A 17,854-nucleotide genomic window follows, 5' to 3' on the forward strand; every position below is an offset into this window, starting at 1 on the left:
ATGGCCTGCTTGTTGAGTGGCGCAGCTTTTCAAGGACACCGAATGACGGCTTCTTCACCCGCCTCTCCCGCCTCCCACACTTCCCCTTCGGCGACCGCCCGCGGTGCAGTGGCCGACGCTTCCCGCCGTGTGGTCACCGTGCTGATTGCCCGCCGCGTGGCGCCCGCGTCGGTGGCGGCGTTTGAGGTGGCCATCCAAGGCATGCTGGCCGCTGCCGAAGGGTTTGCCGGGCACCTGGGCGGCCAGGTCATCCGACCCGGTGACAGCGATACCCCGGGCGAATCGCTTGCTGCGGACGGCAGCACCGAGCCGCTGCTCTACCACGTCGTTTTTGCGTTCGATAACGAAGCCCACCTGGCCGCCTGGCAAAACTCCGCCGAGCGCGCGCACTGGCTGGCCCAGGTGCTGCCGCACACCGTGGGGCAGCAGCTGCTGCACCGGGTCACCGGCCTGGACTACTGGTTTGCCGCCCCCAACAGCACCACCCGCCCCGCGCCGCCGCGCTGGAAGGTGGCCACCGTGACCTGGCTGGGCATTTTTCCTACCGTGCTGCTGCTGTTTCTGACCATTGCGCCGCTGATGGCCGACTGGTACCTGGTGCCGCGCGTGATGGTCATTACCGTGCTGGTCGTGCTGATCATGACCTGGGTGGTGGCGCCGCGCCTGACGCGCTGGCTGCATTCCTGGCTGCACGCCAAGCGTTGAAATCGCCCTATCACAAAAATCAAGGGAAAACCCTAATAAATGCCAAAACGGTATTGAGGGTGGGCAAAAATGGTATTGGACGGTATTGAAATGTCTTTCTATCGTTGCTTCCTGGCTCGCAATTGCTGGTTTTTTAAAGGCACCGCGTAAGCGACACACCACCATGCAGAAATTTGTCGTCAGCATCGAAGACACCGGCGAGCAGTACAGCTGCGTCGGCGGTCGCTCCGTGCTGGAAGGCATGGAAGCGTTGGGCAAAAAAGGCATTCCCGTGGGCTGCCGGCAGGGCGGCTGCGGCGTGTGCAAGGTGCACATCCTGGAAGGCCAGTACGCGCGCCGCGTGATGAGCCGCGCGCATGTCAGTGCCGAGGAAGAAGCCGCTGGCTGCGTACTGTCGTGCCGCATCTACCCGACCAGCGACCTGCGTCTGCAGGTCGTGGGCGCCATGAAAAAGAACATCTGCCGTTCGCTGGCAGCGCCTTCTTCAACCCATCCGTGAACCCAAACAAAGGAGACAACCCATGGCATTAACCGGCGTTTTGCGCCCAGGACACGCACAAATCCGCGTGCTGGATCTGGAGGAATCGGTCAAGTGGTACACCGAGGTGATGGGCCTGGTGCCCATGGGCCGCGATGCCCAGGGCCGCGCCTATTTCAAGACCCGCTCCGAGCGCGATCACAACAGCGTGGTGCTGCGCCAGGCCGACCAGGCGGGCATCGACTTCTTCGCCTTCAAGGTGCTGGACAAAGCCACGCTGGAAGACTTCGACAAGAAGCTGCAAGCCTTTGGCGTGAAAACCGAGCGCATCCCCGCCGGTGAGCTGCTGGAAACCGGCGAGCGCGTGCGCTTTCAGATCCCCACCGGCCACACCGTGGAGCTGTACGCCGAAAAGACCGACGTGGGCAACGGCATGGGCTACCTCGACCCCGATGTGGACGTGCTGGACGGCCCCGGCATTCGCCCCATCCGCATGGATCACTGCCTGCTGTACGGCGGCGATGTGGACGGCAACGTCAAGCTGTTCACCGAAGTGCTGGGCTTTACCCCGGTCGAGCGCGTGAAGCTGGAAGACGGCAAGACCGATCTGGGCGTATGGCTGACCTGCAGCGCCAAGGCCCACGACATCGCCTTTGTGCGCCACGCCGAGGACGGCAAGCTGCACCACGTGTCGTTCCAGATGCCGAGCTGGGAAAGCGTGCTGCGCGCGGCCGACATCATGAGCATCAACCGCGTCTCGATCGACATCGGCCCCACGCGCCACGGCGTCACGCAGGGCACGACGATCTACTTCTTCGACCCCAGCGGCAACCGGCTGGAGACCTTCTGCGGCGGCTACGACCACTACCCCGACATGCACCCCATCACCTGGAGCTGGGAGAACGTGGGCCGCGGCATCTTCTATCACGACCGCAAGCTCAACGACGCCTTCCTGAGCGTGGTGACCTGAGGAGCGCACGGCAATGGCACAACACAGCGTCGAACAACGCGCCATCACTGCCGAGGCCGCCAACGCGGCCGTGGTTGCAGCGGTGGCCAAGGCGGGCGAGCTGGGCATCCGCATCAATGTCGCCGTGACCGACGCATCGGGCGTGCTGGCGGCCTTTCTGCGCATGCCGGGGGCGTTTTTGCACTCGGTGGACATTGCCATCGACAAGGCCTACACCAGCGCCGGCTTTGGCTTTGCCACGGCGCAGTGGGCCGGCATTTTGCAGGGCGACGAAGCGCTGCGCCTGGGCATGCCCACGCGCCCGCGCAACGTGGTTTTTGGCGGCGGTCTGCCCATGCGTGAGGGCGGGGCGCTGATCGGCGGCATTGGCGTGTCCGGCGGTAGCGCCGAGCAGGACGAAATCTGTGCCCGCGCCGCGCTGACGGCCCTGGGATTGGATCCATGAAGGAGTCGGCCGCCCCGGGGTGCCAGGCATTTCATGCGGCACCCGGGCAGGCCGCTGCGAACCTGCAGGCCGCAGCGTTGTTCAACATTTCCATAGCAAGGTAACACCATGAAAGAGTTCCTGAATTTCATCAACGGCGAATATGTTCGCAACGCCAGCGGCAAGACGTTCCAAGACATCAACCCGGTGAACGGCCAAGTCATCGGCAATATTTACGAAGCCGGCCAGGTCGAGGTTGATGCCGCCGTGGCCGCTGCCCGCGCCGCGCTGAAGGGCGACTGGGGCCGCCTGTCGGTCGCAGAGCGCTGCAAGCTGCTGGACGCCGTGGCCGGTGAGATCAACCGCCGCTTCGACGACTTTTTGCAGGCCGAAATTGCCGACACCGGCAAGCCGCACCACCTGGCCTCGCACGTGGACATTCCGCGCGGCGCCGCCAACTTCCAGATCTTCATCGACACCATCAAGAGCACGGCCACCGAGTCGTTCAACATGCGCACGCCCGACGGCAAGACGGCATTGAGCTACGGCGTGCGCGTGCCGCGCGGCGTGATTGCCGTGGTCTGCCCCTGGAACCTGCCGCTGCTGCTGATGACCTGGAAGGTGGGCCCGGCCCTGGCCTGCGGCAACACCGTGGTCGTCAAGCCCAGCGAAGAAACCCCCGCTACCGCCACGCTGCTGGGCGAGGTGATGAACGCTGTGGGCATGCCCAAGGGCGTGTACAACGTGGTGCACGGCTTTGGCCCTGCCTCGGCCGGTGAATTTTTGACCAAGCACCCCGGCGTGAACGGCATTACCTTCACCGGCGAGACGCGCACCGGTACCGCCATCATGAAGGCCGCTGCCGATGGCGTGCGCCCCGTGTCGCTGGAAATGGGCGGCAAGAACGCCGCCGTGGTGTTTGCTGATTGCGACTTCCAGGTAACCATCGATACGCTGACGCGCTCGTGCTTTGAAAACGCTGGCCAGGTCTGCCTGGGCACCGAGCGCGTGTACGTCGAGCGACCCATCTTCGACAAAGTGGTGGCTGCCCTGAAAGAGCGCGCCGAAGCCATGAAGCCCGGCCTGCCGTTTGATCACGACACCAAGATTGGCCCGCTGATCAGCAAGAAGCACCAGGCCAAGGTGCTGGGCTTGTACAAGACAGCCAAGGACGAAGGCGCCACCATCGTCACCGGCGGCGGCATCCCCGACATGCCCGACGCGCTGAAGGATGGCTCCTGGGTGCAACCCACCATCTGGACCGGCCTGCCCGAAACCGCCACCGTGGTGACCGAAGAAATTTTTGGCCCCTGCTGCCACATCAGCCCCTTCGACAGCGAAGAGGAAGTGCTGGGCAAGGTCAACGCCAACCGCTACGGCCTGGCCACGGCCATCTTCACGCAAGACATTGCGCGCGCCAACCGCCTGGCGCACCAGATCGAAGTGGGCCTGTGCTGGATCAACGCCTGGTTCCTGCGCGACCTGCGCACGCCGTTTGGCGGCTCCAAGCAATCGGGCATCGGCCGCGAAGGCGGTGTGCACTCGCTGGAGTTCTACACCGAGCTGCGCAACGTGATGGTGAAGTTCTAAGCCATTTTTTGAACCAAATCGGCCTCTTGCGCTTGCCAGGCAAGCGCGAGTAGCTCTTATAAAAATAGCAAGGAGACAGTTTCACATGAGCAATACATCGTCCAACCCCGAGATCGGGCACAGCATCGAAGCAGCGGGCATTCGCACCAACTACCACGACAGCGGTGGCCAGGGCGCGCCCGTGCTGCTCATCCACGGCTCAGGGCCGGGTGTTTCTGCCTGGGCCAACTGGCGCCTGGTGATGCCCGCGCTGGCGCAGAACGCCCGCGTGATTGCGCCCGACATGGTGGGCTTTGGCTACACCGAGCGCCCGCAAGGCTTTGTCTACAGCATGGACGCCTGGGTGCGCCAGGCTGTGGGCCTGCTCGATGCCCTAGGCATTGAGCGCACCGACCTGGTGGGCAACTCGTTTGGCGGCGGCCTGTCGCTGGCGCTGGCCATTGCCCACCCCGAGCGCGTGCGCCGCTTGGTGCTGATGGGCAGTGCCGGTGTCTCCTTCCCCCTGACCGAGGGGCTGGACGCCGTGTGGGGCTACACCCCCTCGGTAGAGAACATGCGCGCCATCATGGACTACTTCGCCTTCGACCAAGGCCTGATGAGCGACGACCTGGCGCGCCTGCGCTTTGAGGCCAGCATCCGCCCCGGCTTTCAAGAATCGTTCGCCGCCATGTTCCCCGCCCCGCGCCAGCGCTGGATTGAAGCCCTGGCCAGCGCCGAGGCCGACATCCGTGCCCTGCCGCACCAAGCCCTGGTCATCCATGGCCGCGAAGACCGCGTGATCCCGCTGAGCACCTCGCTGACCTTGTCCAGCTGGATTCAGCGCTCCCAACTGCACGTCTATGGCCAATGCGGCCACTGGACGCAAATTGAACACGCCGCGCGCTTTGCCCGCCTGGTGGGCGACTTCCTTGCTGAAGCGCACCCCGACGAGCCGCTGCCGCTGCGGCCCTGAACGACTTTTCTGAACACCCTCGCCAAAGGAACCCCCATGACCATGACCCCTGCCTTGATCGAACAACTGGGCGACGAGCTGTACCAGGCCCTGACGCAGCGCCAAACGCTGGAGCCGCTGACCAACCTCCATGCCGACATCACCATTGAAGACGCCTACGCCATCCAGCAAAAAATGCTGGCGCGCCGCTTGGCCGCTGGTGAAAAAGTGGTCGGCAAGAAAATTGGCGTGACCAGCCAGGCCGTGATGAACATGCTGGGCGTGTTCCAGCCCGACTTTGGCTGGCTCACCGACGGCATGGTGTTCAACGAAGGCGAGGCCGTGCCCGCCAACACGCTGATCCAACCCAAGGCCGAGGGCGAGATTGCCTTCGTGCTGAAGAAAACCCTCAAGGGCCCCGGCGTGACGGCGGCCGACGTGCTGGCCGCCACCGAGGGCGTGATGGCCTGCTTTGAAATCGTGGATTCGCGCATCCGCGACTGGAAAATCAAGATTCAAGACACCGTGGCTGACAACGCCAGCTGCGGCGTGTTCGTGCTGGGCGACCGCCTGGTCGATCCGCGCGACGTGGACTTGGGCACCTGCGGCATGGTACTGGAAAAGAATGGCGAGATCGTTGCCACCGGTGCTGGCGCTGCGGCCCTGGGCCACCCCGCCAACGCCGTGGCCTGGCTGGCCAACACGCTGGGCCGCCTGGGCATTGCGCTGGAAGCCGGTGAAGTGGTGCTGTCGGGTTCGCTGGGCATCATGGTGCCTGTGCAAGCGGGCGACAACCTGCGTGTGACCATCGGCGGCATCGGCGGTTGCTCGGTGCGTTTCCTCTAAGGAGCGCGGCATGGACTTGCAACTCAGCGGCAAACGCGCCCTGGTCACCGGCTCCACCGCAGGCATTGGCTTTGCCATTGCCACCGAACTAGCACGCGAAGGCGTGGCCGTCGTGCTCAATGGCCGCAGCGAGGAGCGCGTGGCCCAAGCCGTGCAGCGCCTGCAGGCGGCCGTGCCACAGGCCCAGGTGCGCGGCGTGGCCGCCGACGTGGCCAGCGCTGCCGGTTGTGAGCTGCTGGCCCAGGCCAGCGCGGGCGTGGACATTCTGGTGAACAACTTCGGCATCTTCGATCCGCAGCCCTTCGAGGCCATCGACGACGCCCAGTGGCAGCGCTTTTTCGACGCCAACGTGATGAGCGGCGTGCGCCTGACGCGCGCGCTGCTGCCCGCCATGCAAGCCGCAGGCTGGGGCCGCGTGGTGTTCATCAACAGCGAGTCGGGCGTGAACCCGCCCACCGAAATGGTGCATTACGGCATGAGCAAGGCAGCGCAGCTGTCCGTCTCGCGCGGGCTAGCGCAGCACTGCGCTGGCACGGGCGTGACGGTGAACGCCGTGCTGCCTGGCCCCACCCGCACCGAGGGTGTGGGCGACTTTTTCGCCAAGCTGGCCGCCGAGCAGGGCGTGGACCTGGACGAGGCCGAGCGGCGCTTTTTCACCGATGCGCGCCCCACCTCGCTGCTGCGCCGCTTCATCGAACCTTCCGAGGTCGCCGCGCTGGTGGCCTATGTGTGCAGCCCCCGTTCCGCCGCCACCAACGGTGCGGCGCTGCGGGTCGAGGGCGGCATCCTGTCTTCGATTTGCTGACCCTTTTTTCCAAAGGACTTCCTATGAGCCAAAAAATCAAATGCGCCCTGATCGGCCCCGGCAACATCGGCACCGACCTGCTGGCCAAGCTGCAGCGCAGCCCCGTGCTGGAACCCGTGTGGATGGTGGGCATCGACCCCGAGTCCGACGGCCTCAAGCGCGCCCGTGAAATGGGCATCAAGACCACCCACGAAGGCGTGGACGGGTTGATTCCGCACATGAAGGCTGACGGCGTGCAGATCGTCTTCGACGCCACCAGCGCCTACGTGCATGCCGAAAACTCGCGCAAGGTGAACGCGCAGGGCGCGCTCATGATCGACCTCACGCCTGCGGCCATCGGCCCGTTCTGCGTGCCGCCCGTCAACCTGAAGGAGCACGTCGGCAAGGCCGAGATGAACGTGAACATGGTCACCTGCGGTGGCCAGGCCACCATCCCCATGGTGGCAGCGGTGAGCCGTGTGCAGCCCGTGGCGTATGGCGAGATCGTGGCGACTGTGTCCAGCCGCTCGGCAGGCCCCGGCACGCGCAAGAACATCGACGAGTTCACCCGCACCACCGCCGGTGCCATCGAAAAAGTGGGCGGCGCCCAGAAGGGCAAGGCCATCATCATCATCAACCCGGCCGATCCACCGCTGATCATGCGCGACACCGTGCACTGCCTGGTCGAGGGCGAGCCCGACAAGGAAGCCATCACCAGGAGCATCCACGACATGCTGGCCGAAGTGCAAAAGTACGTGCCCGGCTACAAGCTGGTCAACGGCCCGGTGTTTGACGGCAACCGCGTCTCGGTCTTCCTGGAAGTCGAAGGCCTGGGCGACTACCTGCCCAAGTACGCCGGCAACCTGGACATCATGACCGCCGCCGCCGCCCGCACCGCCGAAATGTTTGCCGAAGAAATTCTGGCCGGCAAGCTCACCTTGCAAGCTGCCTGAAGCGCACAGGAGTACCCCACCATGACACAAAAGATCACCCTGCACGACATGACGCTGCGCGACGGCATGCACCCCAAGCGCCACCTGATGACGCTGGAGCAGATGAAGTCCGTGGCCCAAGGGCTGGATGCCGCGGGCGTGCCGCTGATTGAAGTGACCCACGGCGACGGCCTGGGCGGCGCGTCGGTCAACTACGGCTTTCCCGCGCACAGCGACGAGGAATACCTGGGCACCGTGATTCCGCTGATGAAGCAGGCCAAGGTCTCTGCGCTGCTGCTGCCGGGCATTGGCACCGTCGATCACCTGAAGATGGCCCACGGCCTGGGCGTGCACACCATCCGTGTGGCCACGCACTGCACCGAGGCCGACGTGAGCGAGCAGCACATCACCATGGCGCGCAAGCTGGACATGGACACGGTGGGCTTTCTGATGATGGCGCACATGAACGACGCGGCCGGTCTGGTCAAGCAGGCCAGGCTGATGGAAGGCTATGGCGCCAACTGCATTTACGTCACCGATTCGGCCGGCTACCTGCTGCCCGACCAGGTGACCGAGCGCATTGCCGCCGTGCGTGCAGCGCTGAAGCCCGAGACCGAGCTGGGCTTTCACGGCCACCACAACCTGGCCATGGGCGTGGCCAACTCCATCGCCGCCATCCAGGCTGGTGCCAACCGCATTGACGCCGCCGCTGCAGGTCTGGGCGCCGGTGCGGGCAACACGCCGCTGGAAGTGCTGGTGGCCGTGCTCGACCGCATGGGCATCGATACCGGCGTGGACGTCTGGAAGATCCAGGACGTGGCCGAAGACCTGGTGGTGCCGCTGATGGACTTCCCCATCCGCATCGACCGCGATGCGCTCACGCTGGGCTACGCCGGCGTGTACGGCAGCTTCCTGCTGTTTGCCAAGCGCGCCGAAAAGAAATACGGCATTCCCGCGCGCGACCTGCTGGTCGAGCTGGGCCGCCGCGGCATGGTCGGCGGCCAGGAAGACATGATCGAAGACACCGCCCTCACCATGGCGCGCGCACGCGGCCTGACCGTCAACGCCTGATTGGAGCTACACCTATGGCACTCGCACAAGACACCATCGCACAGCTGGCCGAGCACCTCGAAAACTGCCAGCTGCAGGCGAAAGACACCCCCAAGATCACCGACGCCCATCCCGACATGGACTGGGACGACGCCTACGCCATTCAGGACGCCATCCTGGCGCGCAAACTGGCACGCGGCGCGCGCGTGGTGGGCCTGAAGGCGGGCCTGACCTCGCACGCCAAGATGCGCCAGATGGGCGTGACCGACCCGGTGTTCGGCTTTCTGGTCGATGAATACGTGGTGCCTGAAGGCGCCACCGTCAACACCGCGGAGCTGATCCACCCCAAGGTGGAGCCCGAGATCGCCTTCGTGCTCAAGCACGCGCTCAAGGGGCCGGGCTGCCACATCGGCGCCGTGCTGGCGGCAACCGACTTCGTGCTGCCCGGCATCGAGGTCATCGACAGCCGCTACCGCGACTTCAAGTTTGACCTCAAGAGCGTGGTGGCCGACAACACCTCGGCCTCGCGCTTCGTGGTCGGCGGGCGTGCGCTGCGTCCCGAAGACGTGGACCTGCGCACCGTGGGCATCGTGCTGGAAAAGAACGGTGAGCCCGTCGCCCTGGGCGCCGGCGCCGCCGTGCTGGGCCACCCGGCGGCGGCGATTGCCATGCTGGCCAACCACCTGGGCCGCCGCGGCCAGGAGATACCGGCCGGCAGCCTGATTCTGTCGGGCGGCGCCACCGAGGCCGTGGCCGTGGCCGCGGGCGACAGCGTCTGCCTGCGCGTGCAGGGCATGGGCAGCGTCTCGCTGCGCTTTGCCTGAGGGGCCGCGTCGCCCCTTTTTTGATGCAACCACAACGATAACTGGAGACAGCGCATGCAACGACGTGACTTCATGACCGCAGGCGCGCTGGCCGCGCTGGGCGCAACCCTGCCCGGCGCCGCCTGGGCGCAGTCGGCCTACCCGACCAGGCCTGTGCGCCTGATCGTGCCCTTTCCGCCCGGCGGGCCGACAGACATCATGGGCCGCACGGCCGCCAAGGCCATGGGCGACCAGCTGGGCCAGCAGTTCGTGGTGGAAAACAAGGCCGGCGCGGGCGGCAACATCGGCACCGACGCGGTGGCCAAGTCCGCGCCGGACGGCTACACCATCGGCCTGTCGGCCATCAGCAGCCTGGCGATTGCGCCGCACCTGTATGCCAGCGTGCCGTTCAATGTCGAGAAAGATTTTGTGCCGATCTCGCTGGTGGGCACCACGCCTTGCGCGCTGGTCATCAATCCGTCGGCACCTTTCTCCGACTTCAAGGGCATGGTGGCCTATGCCAGGGCCAACCCCGGCAAGCTCAGCTACGCCACGTCGGGCATCGGCACCAGCAACCACCTGGCGGCCGAGCTGCTGCAGTCGGTGGCGGGTATCAAGCTGACCAACGTGCCGTACAAGGGCTCCAGCCAGATCGTGCCGGACCTGCTGTCGGGCACGGTGCTGATGAGCATGGAAAGCTCGCTGGCCACCACCTTGCAGCATGTCAGGGCAGGCAAGCTCAAGGCCATCGCGGTCACATCGCAACAGCGCACCAGGGCCCTGCCCCATGTGCCGACGATCGCCGAGTCCGGCTACCCCGGCTTTGAGGTGGAGACCTGGTTTGGCCTGATCGCGCCCGCCGGCACACCCGCAGCCATCGTCCAGAAGCTGCAGGCTGCCTGGGCCGCCGGCTCTGCCGCCCCCGAAGCGCAGACCGCGTTTGACAACATCTCCGGCAACCTGCGCGTCACCACGCCGCAGCAGTTTGCCGAGTTCATCCGCACCGAAAACCGCCGCTGGGGCGACCTGATCCGCAAGAACGGCATCAAGGCGGAATAAACCCCTTTTTCACAGACGGACACACCATGCCATTCGCACAGATCTACATTATCGAAGGCCGCACCGAGGAGCAGAAAAAGGCTGTCATCGAGAAGGTGACCCAGGCCCTCGTCGATGCAGTGGGCGCGCCGCCCGCCAACGTGCGCGTCTGGATCCACGATGTTCCCAAGGAAAACTGGGGCATCGCGGGCGTCAGCGCCAAGGAGCTGGGCCGGTAAGCCTCTTGCGGCAAAAATAGCATTCAGCGCTTATCCAGCAAGCGCTGAATGCTATCAGGTTGATAGTGGACGGATTCAGGTATTGCCCACATAGGGGTTGCTGCGCCGCTCGCGCCCAAAGGTGCTTTCCGGCCCGTGGCCGGGAATGAACACCGTCTGGTCGCCCATGGGCCACAGCCGCTGGGTAATGCTGTCTATCAGCTGCTGGTGGTTGCCGCCCGGAAAGTCGGTGCGGCCGATGCTGCCCGCAAACAGCACGTCGCCCACGAATGCGCGGTCGATCTGCGGCGCGTGGAACACCACATGGCCGGGGGTGTGTCCGGGGCAATGGCGCACGCTCACAGTCTCGTGGCCAATGGCGACGGTGTCGCCGTCATGCAGCCAGCGTGTGGGCGTGAAGGGCAGCGCCGGCGCAAAGCCGAACATGACGCTTTGCTGCGCCAGGCCGTCAATCCAGTATTGATCGCCCTCATGCGGGCCCATGATGGGCAGTTGCAGCCGCTGCGCCAGCTCGCCCGTGCCGCCCGCGTGGTCGATATGGGCGTGCGTGAGCCAGATGGCCTTCAGGTGCAGGCCCAGGCGCTGCACTTCGGCCAGCAGCACATCCAGGTCGCCCCCGGGGTCGATGACGGCGGCATCCATGGTCTGGTCGCACCAGACGATGGAGCAGTTTTGCTGAAACGGGGTGACGGGAACGGTGTGGTAGTGCAGCATGCGGCAATTGTCGCCCGGCGCCGGATCGTCGGCGCCGTGGCGCGTTGCTTATTCAAAAACAATAGCTGCCAGCGCTTGTTAAACAAGCGCTGGAGGCATATTTCATGCAAAACGCATGTCGTCCGCCTGCAGCGCGGGTGCGATGGCCTCGCGCACATTGCGCACATGCTGCATGCCGGCGGCGTCGGCCGCGGCTGCGTCACCGGCCAGGATGGCCTGGCACATGGCCTGGTAGTCGCGCATGCGCACCTGCTGCAGCGTGGCGGGGCGGTGCTGGGCATAGACGATGGGCATGTGGATGGAGGGCAGCAGGCGGCGCAGCTCGCGGCTGCCGCTGGTGGCCAGCAGCGCGCGGTACAAGGCGCGTCGGGCGCTGGCAAAGCGGTCTGCATCCTGGCTGCGGTCGGCTTCGTGCAGTTGCTGTAGCGCCGCCTCGATGGGGGCGGGCGGTGCTCCCGCGGCAATCGCCCGCGCCGCGCTGCGCGCCAGCAGGCCGGTCATGCGCTCGGCCACGTCCAATACTTCCAGCGTTTCTTGCGCCGAAAGGCTGCGTATGGCGGCGCCCTTGTTGCGGTGCAAATCGACCAGTCCCTGCGCGGCCAGGCGCTGCAGTGCCTCGCGCACCGACGCGCGGCTGACGCCGAACTGCGCGGCCAGATCCACCTCGACCAGCCGCTGCCCGGGCACCAGGCGCTGCTGCGCCAGCCCCTGCACGATGCCGTGGAACACCGCGTCGGCGGCGGTCACGGGGGCGATTTCGGGAGCGTCGTCAGCGGGCTCGGGCGGCAGGGTGGGCAACATGGGCGGGCGGCAGGAGGGAGGACAAACATTATCACAGCGTGACAGGGCTTGTTTCCAATATTGTCTGACAATATCATCTGCAACGCGCCAGGCGTTCTGGCGCTTCATTTCAAAGAGGCCCTGCATGGACTTTTCCCTCTCCCCCGAGCTGCTCGCCTTGCGCGACAAGGTGCGGCAATTCATCGCCGAACAGGTGATTCCGCTGGAAAACGACGGGCGCCAGTCGCACCACGGCCCCGATGAGGCGCTGCGCAACGAGCTGGTGTCGCGTGCCAGGGCGGCCGGGCTGCTCACGCCCCACGCCTCGCGCGACATGGGCGGGCTGGGGCTGTCGCATGTCGCCAAGGCCGTGGTGTTTGAAGAGGCGGGCTACTCCTGGCTGGGCCCCACGGCGCTCAACATTCACGCGCCGGACGAGGGCAACATCCACCTGATGGAAGAGGTGGCCACGCCCGCGCAAAAAGAGCGCTGGCTGCGCGGCCAGGTGGCGGGCGACTGGCGCTCGTGCTTCGCCATGACCGAGCCCGCGCCCGGCGCCGGGGCCGATCCGTCCATGCTGGCCACCACGGCCGTGCGGGATGGCGACGACTACGTGATCAACGGCCGCAAGTGGTTCATCACCGGCGCAGAAGGAGCGCACTACGCCATCGTCATGGCGCGCATGGAGGACGGTTCGGCCACCATGTTCCTGACCGACATGGACAAGCCCGGCATCGTGCTGGAGCGCAACATGGACGCCATGGACAGCTGCTTTACAGGCGGCCACGGCGTGCTGCGCTTTGACAACCTGCGCGTGCCCGCCAGCGATGTGCTGGGCGAGGTGGGCAAGGGCTTTCGCTACGCCCAGGTGCGCCTGGCGCCCGCGCGCCTCACGCACTGCATGCGCTGGCTGGGCCAGGCACGCCGCGCGCACGACACGGCGCTGGCATACGCCCGCAAGCGCCACGCCTTTGGCAAGCCGCTGGCCGAACACGAGGGCGTGGGCTACATGCTGGCCGACAACGACATGGACCTGCACACCGCGCGCCTGCACATCTGGCACACCGCATGGATGCTGGACCAGGGCGAGAAGTGCAACTTCGAATCGAGCCGCGCCAAGGTGGTCTGCTCCGAGGCCGAATGGCGCGTGGTGGATCGCAGCGTGCAGATTCTGGGCGGCCAGGGCGTGACGGGCGAGACGCCGGTGATGCGCATCTTCACCGACATGCGGGCCTTTCGCATCTACGACGGCCCGAGCGAGGTGCACCGCTGGAGCATGGCGCGCAAGCTCGTGCACATGGCCGAGAAGGCCGCCGCAGCCAAGGAGGTGGCATGAGCGATGCATTGACGCCCTTTCGCCTGGACGGCCGCGTGGTGCTGGTCACCGGCGCATCGAGTGGCCTGGGCCAGCATTTCGCGCGGCTGCTGGCTTCGGTGGGCGCTCGCGTAGCCGTCGCCGCACGCCGGGCCGACAAGCTGCAGGGCGTGGTGGATGACATCGCCGCCGCGGGCGGCGAGGCGCGGGCGTTCACGCTGGACGTGACGGACGCCGCCAGCGTGCGCGCGTGCCTGGACGCCGTGGGCGCCTGGGGCGTGCCCGATGTGGTCATCAACAACGCGGGCGTCACGGTGACGCGCCCGCTGCTGGAGCAGACCGAAGAAGACTTCGACCAGGTGCTGGACACCAACCTCAAGGGCTGCTGGCTTGTCGCCACCGAGGCGGCGCGCCGCATGGTGGCCGCGGGCAAGGGCGGCGCGATCGTCAATGTGGCTTCCATCCTGGGCGAGCGCGTGGCGGGCGGCGTGGCGCCGTATGCAATCTCCAAGGCCGGCGTGGTCCAGGCCACCAAGGCCATGGCGCTGGAGCTGGCGCGCCACCGCATCCGCGTGAACGCGCTGCTGCCCGGCTACGTGGTGACCGACCTGAACCGCGACTTCCTCACCAGCGAGGCGGGCGACAAGCTGCGCAGCCGCATCCCCAGCCGGCGCTTTGGCGAGCTGACGGACCTGGACGGGCCGCTGCTGTTGCTGGCGTCCGACGCCGGCGCCGCCATGTCGGGCGCCACGGTGGCGGTCGACGGCGCGCACCTGGTGAGTTCGCTATGAGCGGGGCATCCACTTCTTTGCCGCTGGACGCGCTGGGCGACTACCTGCGCGCGCAGGGCCTGGCGGGCACGGGGCCGCTCGCGGCCACGGTACTGGCGGGCGGGCAGTCCAACCCCACCTTTCGCATCACCACGGCGGAAGGCCGCATTTACGTGCTGCGCAAGAAGCCCCCGGGGGCGCTGATCGCATCGGCCCACGCCATCGACCGCGAGTACCGCGTGATGCGCGCGCTGCAGGACACGGCCGTGCCCGTGCCGCGCATGCTGGCCTACTGCGACGATGCGGCGCTGCTGGGCACGCCGTTCTACGTGATGGAGTTTCTGCAGGGCCGTGTGCTCATGGACCAGTCGCTGCCCGGCATGGACCCGGCCGAGCGCACCGCCATCTACCGCGAGATGAACCGCGTGATCGCCGCGCTGCACGCCGTGGACTACGCCGCCGTGGGCCTGGCCGACTACGGCAAACCTGGCAACTACGTGGGCCGCCAGGTCGCGCGCTGGTCGCGCCAGTGCCGCGAGGCCACGGTGCCCGTCACGCCGGCGATGGAGCGGCTCATGGACTGGTTGCCCCAGCACCTGCCGCAGGACGACGAGACCACGCTGGTGCATGGCGACTACCGCCTGGACAACCTCGTGTTCCACCCCAGCGAGCCGCGCGTGATCGGCGTGCTGGACTGGGAGCTGTCCACGCTGGGCCACCCGCTGGCCGACCTGGCCTACCAGTGCATGGCCTGGCGCATCCCGCCCACCCTGTGGCGCGGCATCGGCGGGCTCGATCTCGCGGCGCTGGGCATCCCTCAGGAAAGCGAGTACGTGGGCTGGTACGAGCAGGCCACCGGACGCCAGGCGGCGGAGCACTGGGACTTCTACCTGGCCTACAACCTGTTCCGCATGGCGGCCATCCTGCACGGCATCGCCCAGCGGGCGCAGGACGGCAATGCCGCGGCCGCCGATGCGGTGGAGACGGGCGCCAAGGCCGGACCGCTGGCCGAACTGGGCTGGGAGGCGGCGCAGCGCTACATGGCCGGGCGCCAGTAAGCAGGTCGCTATGAAAATAGCAGCTGTTCGCGCTGGATATGTAAGCTTCTCCATGCGAAAACGCACGGAAAACGCCGAACACCCGGCGCGAATAGCTCCTGAATTCAGAGCGACAGTTCGTACCCGACGGTGATGGGCGCGTGGTCGCTGAACTTCTGCGCCTTGTAGATTTCCTCGGTACGCGCGAGCGCCGCGATGGCGGGCGTCGCCAGGTGGTAGTCCAGGCGCCACCCCACGTTGTTGGCATAGGCCTGCCCGCGGTTGCTCCACCACGTGTAGCAAGCGTCCGTGGTCTCTGGCTGTAACTGACGGTAAACGTCCACCAGGCCGCCCGTAGGCTCAGAGATGTGTAACAACTTTGTCATCCAGGCGCGCTCCTCGGGTAAAAAGCCGCTGTTCTTCTGGTTGCTGCGCCAGTTCTTCAGGTCGATCTGCTGGTGGGCAATGTTGATGTCGCCGCACAGGATGAACTCCCGCTCGGCCTTCAGCCGCATGAGGTGCGGATGGAATTCCTCCAGGAAGCGGAACTTGGCCAACTGGCGCTCCTCGCCCGAGGAGCCGCTGGGGAAGTAGGCGCTGATGATGGACAGGCGCCGCGCGGGGGTGTCAAAGCGCAGTTCCACGTAGCGCCCCTCGGTGTCGAACTCGCTGGAGCCGTAGCCGATGACCACGTCGCTGGGCTCGTGGCGGGCATAGATGCCCACGCCGGAGTAGCCCTTCTTCACCGCAAAATGAAAGTAGCCCTTCAGGCCGGCCAGCTCCTCGAAACGCCCCTGCATGTCCGCAGACTGGGCCTTGATTTCCTGTACGCAAATACAATCCGGCCGGCTTTGGGCAATCCATGCCTCGACCCCTTTGGACGTGGCTGAGCGGATGCCGTTGAGGTTGAGACTGGTTAATTTGAACAAGGATGCATCCATGGTGACAGACAGCGCGCAGACGGTGGAACAAGGGGCGAGCCAAGCCCGCCTGGCGCAGGATTTCGTGCGGTTTGCTGTGGATTCAGGGGTGCTGCGCTTTGGTGAATTCAAGACCAAGGCAGGCCGCTTGAGCCCGTATTTCTTCAACGCCGGTCTGTTCGACGACGGCGCCAAGCTCGGGCGGCTGGCGCAATTCTATGCACAAGCCCTGATGGCCAGCGGCGTCGAGTTCGACATGGTCTTCGGCCCCGCCTACAAAGGCATTCCGCTGGCCGCCACGGTGGCGGTGGAGCTGGCGCGGCTGGGCAAGAACGTGCCCTTTGCCTACAACCGCAAAGAGGCCAAGGACCATGGCGAGGGCGGCACGCTGGTGGGCGCGCCGCTGCAGGGCAAGGTGCTCATCATCGACGACGTGATGAGCGCCGGCACCGCCGCGCGCGAGTCCATCGCGCTGATCCGCGCCGCGGGTGCCACGCCGCATGCCATTGCGATCGCCCTCGACCGCCAGGAGAAGGCCACCGAGAATGGACAGGACGTGGACCACAGCGCCGTGCAGTACGTGCGCCGTGAACTGGGCATGCAGGTTTGTGCTATCGCCAAGCTGGCAGACTTATTGCAATACCTATCGGCGGGTGGCGGCGATACGCAGATGCGCGAGCACCACGAGCGGGTGCTGGCCTATCGCCAGCGCTACGGTGTGAACGACTGAAAACAACGGCAGCGGCCAGGAGGGCAGGGGTTTTGAAAGCAGGCACACGACACGCGGGCTGGTTCATGGCAGGAGCAACCGCAGCGCTGGGCCTGTTGACCCCGGTCGCCTGGGCGCAGCCGAAGCCGCCGCAAGAGGTGTACACCTGTATCGACAAAACCGGCAGGCGCATCACCGCCGACCGCCCCATCGCCGACTGCGTGGACCGCGAGCAGCGCATCCTGGACCATACGGGGGCCGAGCGACGCCGCATCGGCCCCACGCTGACCGAACACGAGCGCGCCGCGTTGGAAGTGCAGCGCCGCAAGGAGGCGCAGGAGCGCGCGCGCATTGCCGAAGAGCGCCGCCGCGAGCGCGTGCTGATGGCGCGCTACCCCGACGAGGCGGCCCACCAGGTTGAGCGCGAGGCCGCCCTCGTGCAGGTGGACGAGGTCATGGCCGTAGCCCGCAAGCGCATCCAGGAACTGCAGGTCGAGCGCAAGCGCATTGACGGCGAGATGGAGTTCTACCGCCGCGACCCGCTCAAGGCGCCGATGAAGCTGCAGCGCCAGATCGCCGAGAACGATGAGGCCGTGGCCGAGCAGCAGCGCTTTTTGACCGCGCAGGACCAGGAAAAGCGCCGCATCCACCAGCGCTTCGACGCCGAACTGGCCCAGCTGCGCCAGTTATGGGCGGCCCAGCGCGCGGCGGCGTCGCAACTGGTGCCGCCGCAGTCCACGCTCGTATCGCCCGGCGCCTCGCGCTGAGACGGCACACAAAAAAGGCTCCACCGGGAGCCTTCTTTTTTGATAGCTGCCA

General features: G+C 66.2%; 21 protein-coding genes. 18 read left to right on the top strand and 3 right to left on the bottom strand.

Annotation, left to right across the window (positions count from 1 at the left end):
• Nucleotides 1–42: 42 nt before the first annotated feature.
• The 13 genes from OX89_RS09005 to OX89_RS09065 all read left to right on the top strand — a co-directional run bounded on the left by OX89_RS09005 (nucleotide 43) and on the right by OX89_RS09065 (nucleotide 10,790).
• Nucleotides 43–705, top strand: coding sequence for a hypothetical protein (locus tag OX89_RS09005; protein WP_234305540.1), 663 nt, complete (start codon nucleotides 43–45; stop codon nucleotides 703–705).
• A gap of 163 nt (nucleotides 706–868) precedes the next feature.
• Complete coding sequence (locus OX89_RS09010; protein ID WP_047350373.1) at nucleotides 869–1,204, top strand: 2Fe-2S iron-sulfur cluster binding domain-containing protein; 336 nt, start codon at nucleotides 869–871, stop codon at nucleotides 1,202–1,204.
• Between the two features lie 22 nt (nucleotides 1,205–1,226).
• Nucleotides 1,227–2,153: a catechol 2,3-dioxygenase gene (locus tag OX89_RS09015; RefSeq protein WP_047350374.1), complete on the top strand. Its 927-nt coding sequence runs from the start codon at nucleotides 1,227–1,229 to the stop codon at nucleotides 2,151–2,153.
• Nucleotides 2,154–2,166: 13 nt separating this feature from the next.
• Nucleotides 2,167–2,598, top strand: coding sequence for a heme-binding protein (locus tag OX89_RS09020; protein WP_032490123.1), 432 nt, complete (start codon nucleotides 2,167–2,169; stop codon nucleotides 2,596–2,598).
• A 108-nt stretch (nucleotides 2,599–2,706) separates the two neighbouring features.
• Nucleotides 2,707–4,167 carry a 2-hydroxymuconic semialdehyde dehydrogenase gene (locus tag OX89_RS09025; RefSeq protein ID WP_047350375.1) on the top strand — a complete coding sequence of 487 codons (1,461 nt, stop codon included), beginning with the start codon at nucleotides 2,707–2,709 and terminating at the stop codon, nucleotides 4,165–4,167.
• Nucleotides 4,168–4,252: 85 nt separating this feature from the next.
• Nucleotides 4,253–5,119 carry an alpha/beta fold hydrolase gene (locus OX89_RS09030; RefSeq protein WP_047350376.1) on the top strand — a complete coding sequence of 289 codons (867 nt, stop codon included), beginning with the start codon at nucleotides 4,253–4,255 and terminating at the stop codon, nucleotides 5,117–5,119.
• A gap of 42 nt (nucleotides 5,120–5,161) precedes the next feature.
• A complete protein-coding gene (dmpE, locus tag OX89_RS09035) occupies nucleotides 5,162–5,944 on the top strand; it encodes a 2-oxopent-4-enoate hydratase (RefSeq protein ID WP_047350414.1) in 783 nt (260 codons plus the stop codon).
• 10 nt (nucleotides 5,945–5,954) lie between these two features.
• Nucleotides 5,955–6,749: an SDR family NAD(P)-dependent oxidoreductase gene (locus OX89_RS09040; RefSeq protein WP_047350377.1), complete on the top strand. Its 795-nt coding sequence runs from the start codon at nucleotides 5,955–5,957 to the stop codon at nucleotides 6,747–6,749.
• Between the two features lie 23 nt (nucleotides 6,750–6,772).
• Nucleotides 6,773–7,681 carry an acetaldehyde dehydrogenase (acetylating) gene (locus tag OX89_RS09045; protein ID WP_047350378.1) on the top strand — a complete coding sequence of 303 codons (909 nt, stop codon included), beginning with the start codon at nucleotides 6,773–6,775 and terminating at the stop codon, nucleotides 7,679–7,681.
• Nucleotides 7,682–7,702: 21 nt separating this feature from the next.
• Nucleotides 7,703–8,731 (top strand): 4-hydroxy-2-oxovalerate aldolase, encoded by a 1,029-nt coding sequence (dmpG, locus tag OX89_RS09050; protein WP_047350379.1) that lies wholly within the window; start codon nucleotides 7,703–7,705, stop codon nucleotides 8,729–8,731.
• A 14-nt stretch (nucleotides 8,732–8,745) separates the two neighbouring features.
• Entirely contained in the window at nucleotides 8,746–9,534 is a 789-nt protein-coding gene (gene dmpH / locus OX89_RS09055; RefSeq protein ID WP_011803691.1) for a 2-oxo-3-hexenedioate decarboxylase, read from the top strand.
• A 54-nt stretch (nucleotides 9,535–9,588) separates the two neighbouring features.
• Nucleotides 9,589–10,572, top strand: a complete 984-nt coding sequence (locus tag OX89_RS09060; protein ID WP_047350380.1) for a tripartite tricarboxylate transporter substrate binding protein — start codon at nucleotides 9,589–9,591, stop codon at nucleotides 10,570–10,572.
• A gap of 26 nt (nucleotides 10,573–10,598) precedes the next feature.
• Complete coding sequence (locus OX89_RS09065; RefSeq protein ID WP_047350381.1) at nucleotides 10,599–10,790, top strand: 2-hydroxymuconate tautomerase; 192 nt, start codon at nucleotides 10,599–10,601, stop codon at nucleotides 10,788–10,790.
• A gap of 75 nt (nucleotides 10,791–10,865) precedes the next feature.
• Here OX89_RS09065 and OX89_RS09070 read toward each other — a convergent pair whose 3' ends face one another.
• Both OX89_RS09070 and OX89_RS09075 read right to left on the bottom strand, forming a co-directional pair.
• Nucleotides 10,866–11,504 carry an MBL fold metallo-hydrolase gene (locus tag OX89_RS09070; RefSeq protein WP_047350382.1) on the bottom strand — a complete coding sequence of 213 codons (639 nt, stop codon included), beginning with the start codon at nucleotides 11,502–11,504 and terminating at the stop codon, nucleotides 10,866–10,868.
• Between the two features lie 102 nt (nucleotides 11,505–11,606).
• Complete coding sequence (locus OX89_RS09075) at nucleotides 11,607–12,305, bottom strand: GntR family transcriptional regulator (RefSeq protein WP_011803695.1); 699 nt, start codon at nucleotides 12,303–12,305, stop codon at nucleotides 11,607–11,609.
• Nucleotides 12,306–12,429: 124 nt separating this feature from the next.
• Between OX89_RS09075 and OX89_RS09080 the strand changes: the two genes are divergently transcribed.
• The 3 genes from OX89_RS09080 to OX89_RS09090 are packed head-to-tail and all read left to right on the top strand — an operon-like array spanning nucleotide 12,430 to nucleotide 15,427.
• The gene (locus OX89_RS09080) at nucleotides 12,430–13,620 is read left to right on the top strand and encodes an acyl-CoA dehydrogenase family protein (protein WP_047350383.1); all 1,191 of its coding nucleotides are present in this window, start codon (nucleotides 12,430–12,432) and stop codon (nucleotides 13,618–13,620) included.
• Nucleotides 13,617–14,390 carry an SDR family NAD(P)-dependent oxidoreductase gene (locus OX89_RS09085; RefSeq protein ID WP_047350384.1) on the top strand — a complete coding sequence of 258 codons (774 nt, stop codon included), beginning with the start codon at nucleotides 13,617–13,619 and terminating at the stop codon, nucleotides 14,388–14,390. Before OX89_RS09080 ends, OX89_RS09085 begins: the two co-directional genes overlap by 4 nt.
• Nucleotides 14,387–15,427 (top strand): phosphotransferase, encoded by a 1,041-nt coding sequence (locus OX89_RS09090; RefSeq protein WP_047350385.1) that lies wholly within the window; start codon nucleotides 14,387–14,389, stop codon nucleotides 15,425–15,427. The genes OX89_RS09085 and OX89_RS09090 overlap by 4 nt, the downstream gene beginning before the upstream one ends.
• A 104-nt stretch (nucleotides 15,428–15,531) precedes the next feature.
• Here the strand turns inward: OX89_RS09090 and OX89_RS09095 are convergent, their stop codons facing one another.
• Entirely contained in the window at nucleotides 15,532–16,335 is an 804-nt protein-coding gene (locus OX89_RS09095) for an exodeoxyribonuclease III (protein WP_047350415.1), read from the bottom strand.
• A gap of 10 nt (nucleotides 16,336–16,345) precedes the next feature.
• Here OX89_RS09095 and pyrE point away from each other — a divergent pair, with 10 nt between their 5' ends.
• Nucleotides 16,346–17,056, top strand: a complete 711-nt coding sequence (gene pyrE / locus OX89_RS09100) for an orotate phosphoribosyltransferase (RefSeq protein ID WP_047350386.1) — start codon at nucleotides 16,346–16,348, stop codon at nucleotides 17,054–17,056.
• 65 nt (nucleotides 17,057–17,121) lie between these two features.
• Nucleotides 17,122–17,802: a hypothetical protein gene (locus OX89_RS09105; protein WP_047350387.1), complete on the top strand. Its 681-nt coding sequence runs from the start codon at nucleotides 17,122–17,124 to the stop codon at nucleotides 17,800–17,802.
• The last annotated feature ends 52 nt before the right edge of the window (nucleotides 17,803–17,854 follow it).

This window comes from Diaphorobacter sp. J5-51, from assembly GCF_001023515.1.
GTDB classification, from domain to species: Bacteria; Pseudomonadota; Gammaproteobacteria; order Burkholderiales; family Burkholderiaceae_C; genus Diaphorobacter; species Diaphorobacter nitroreducens.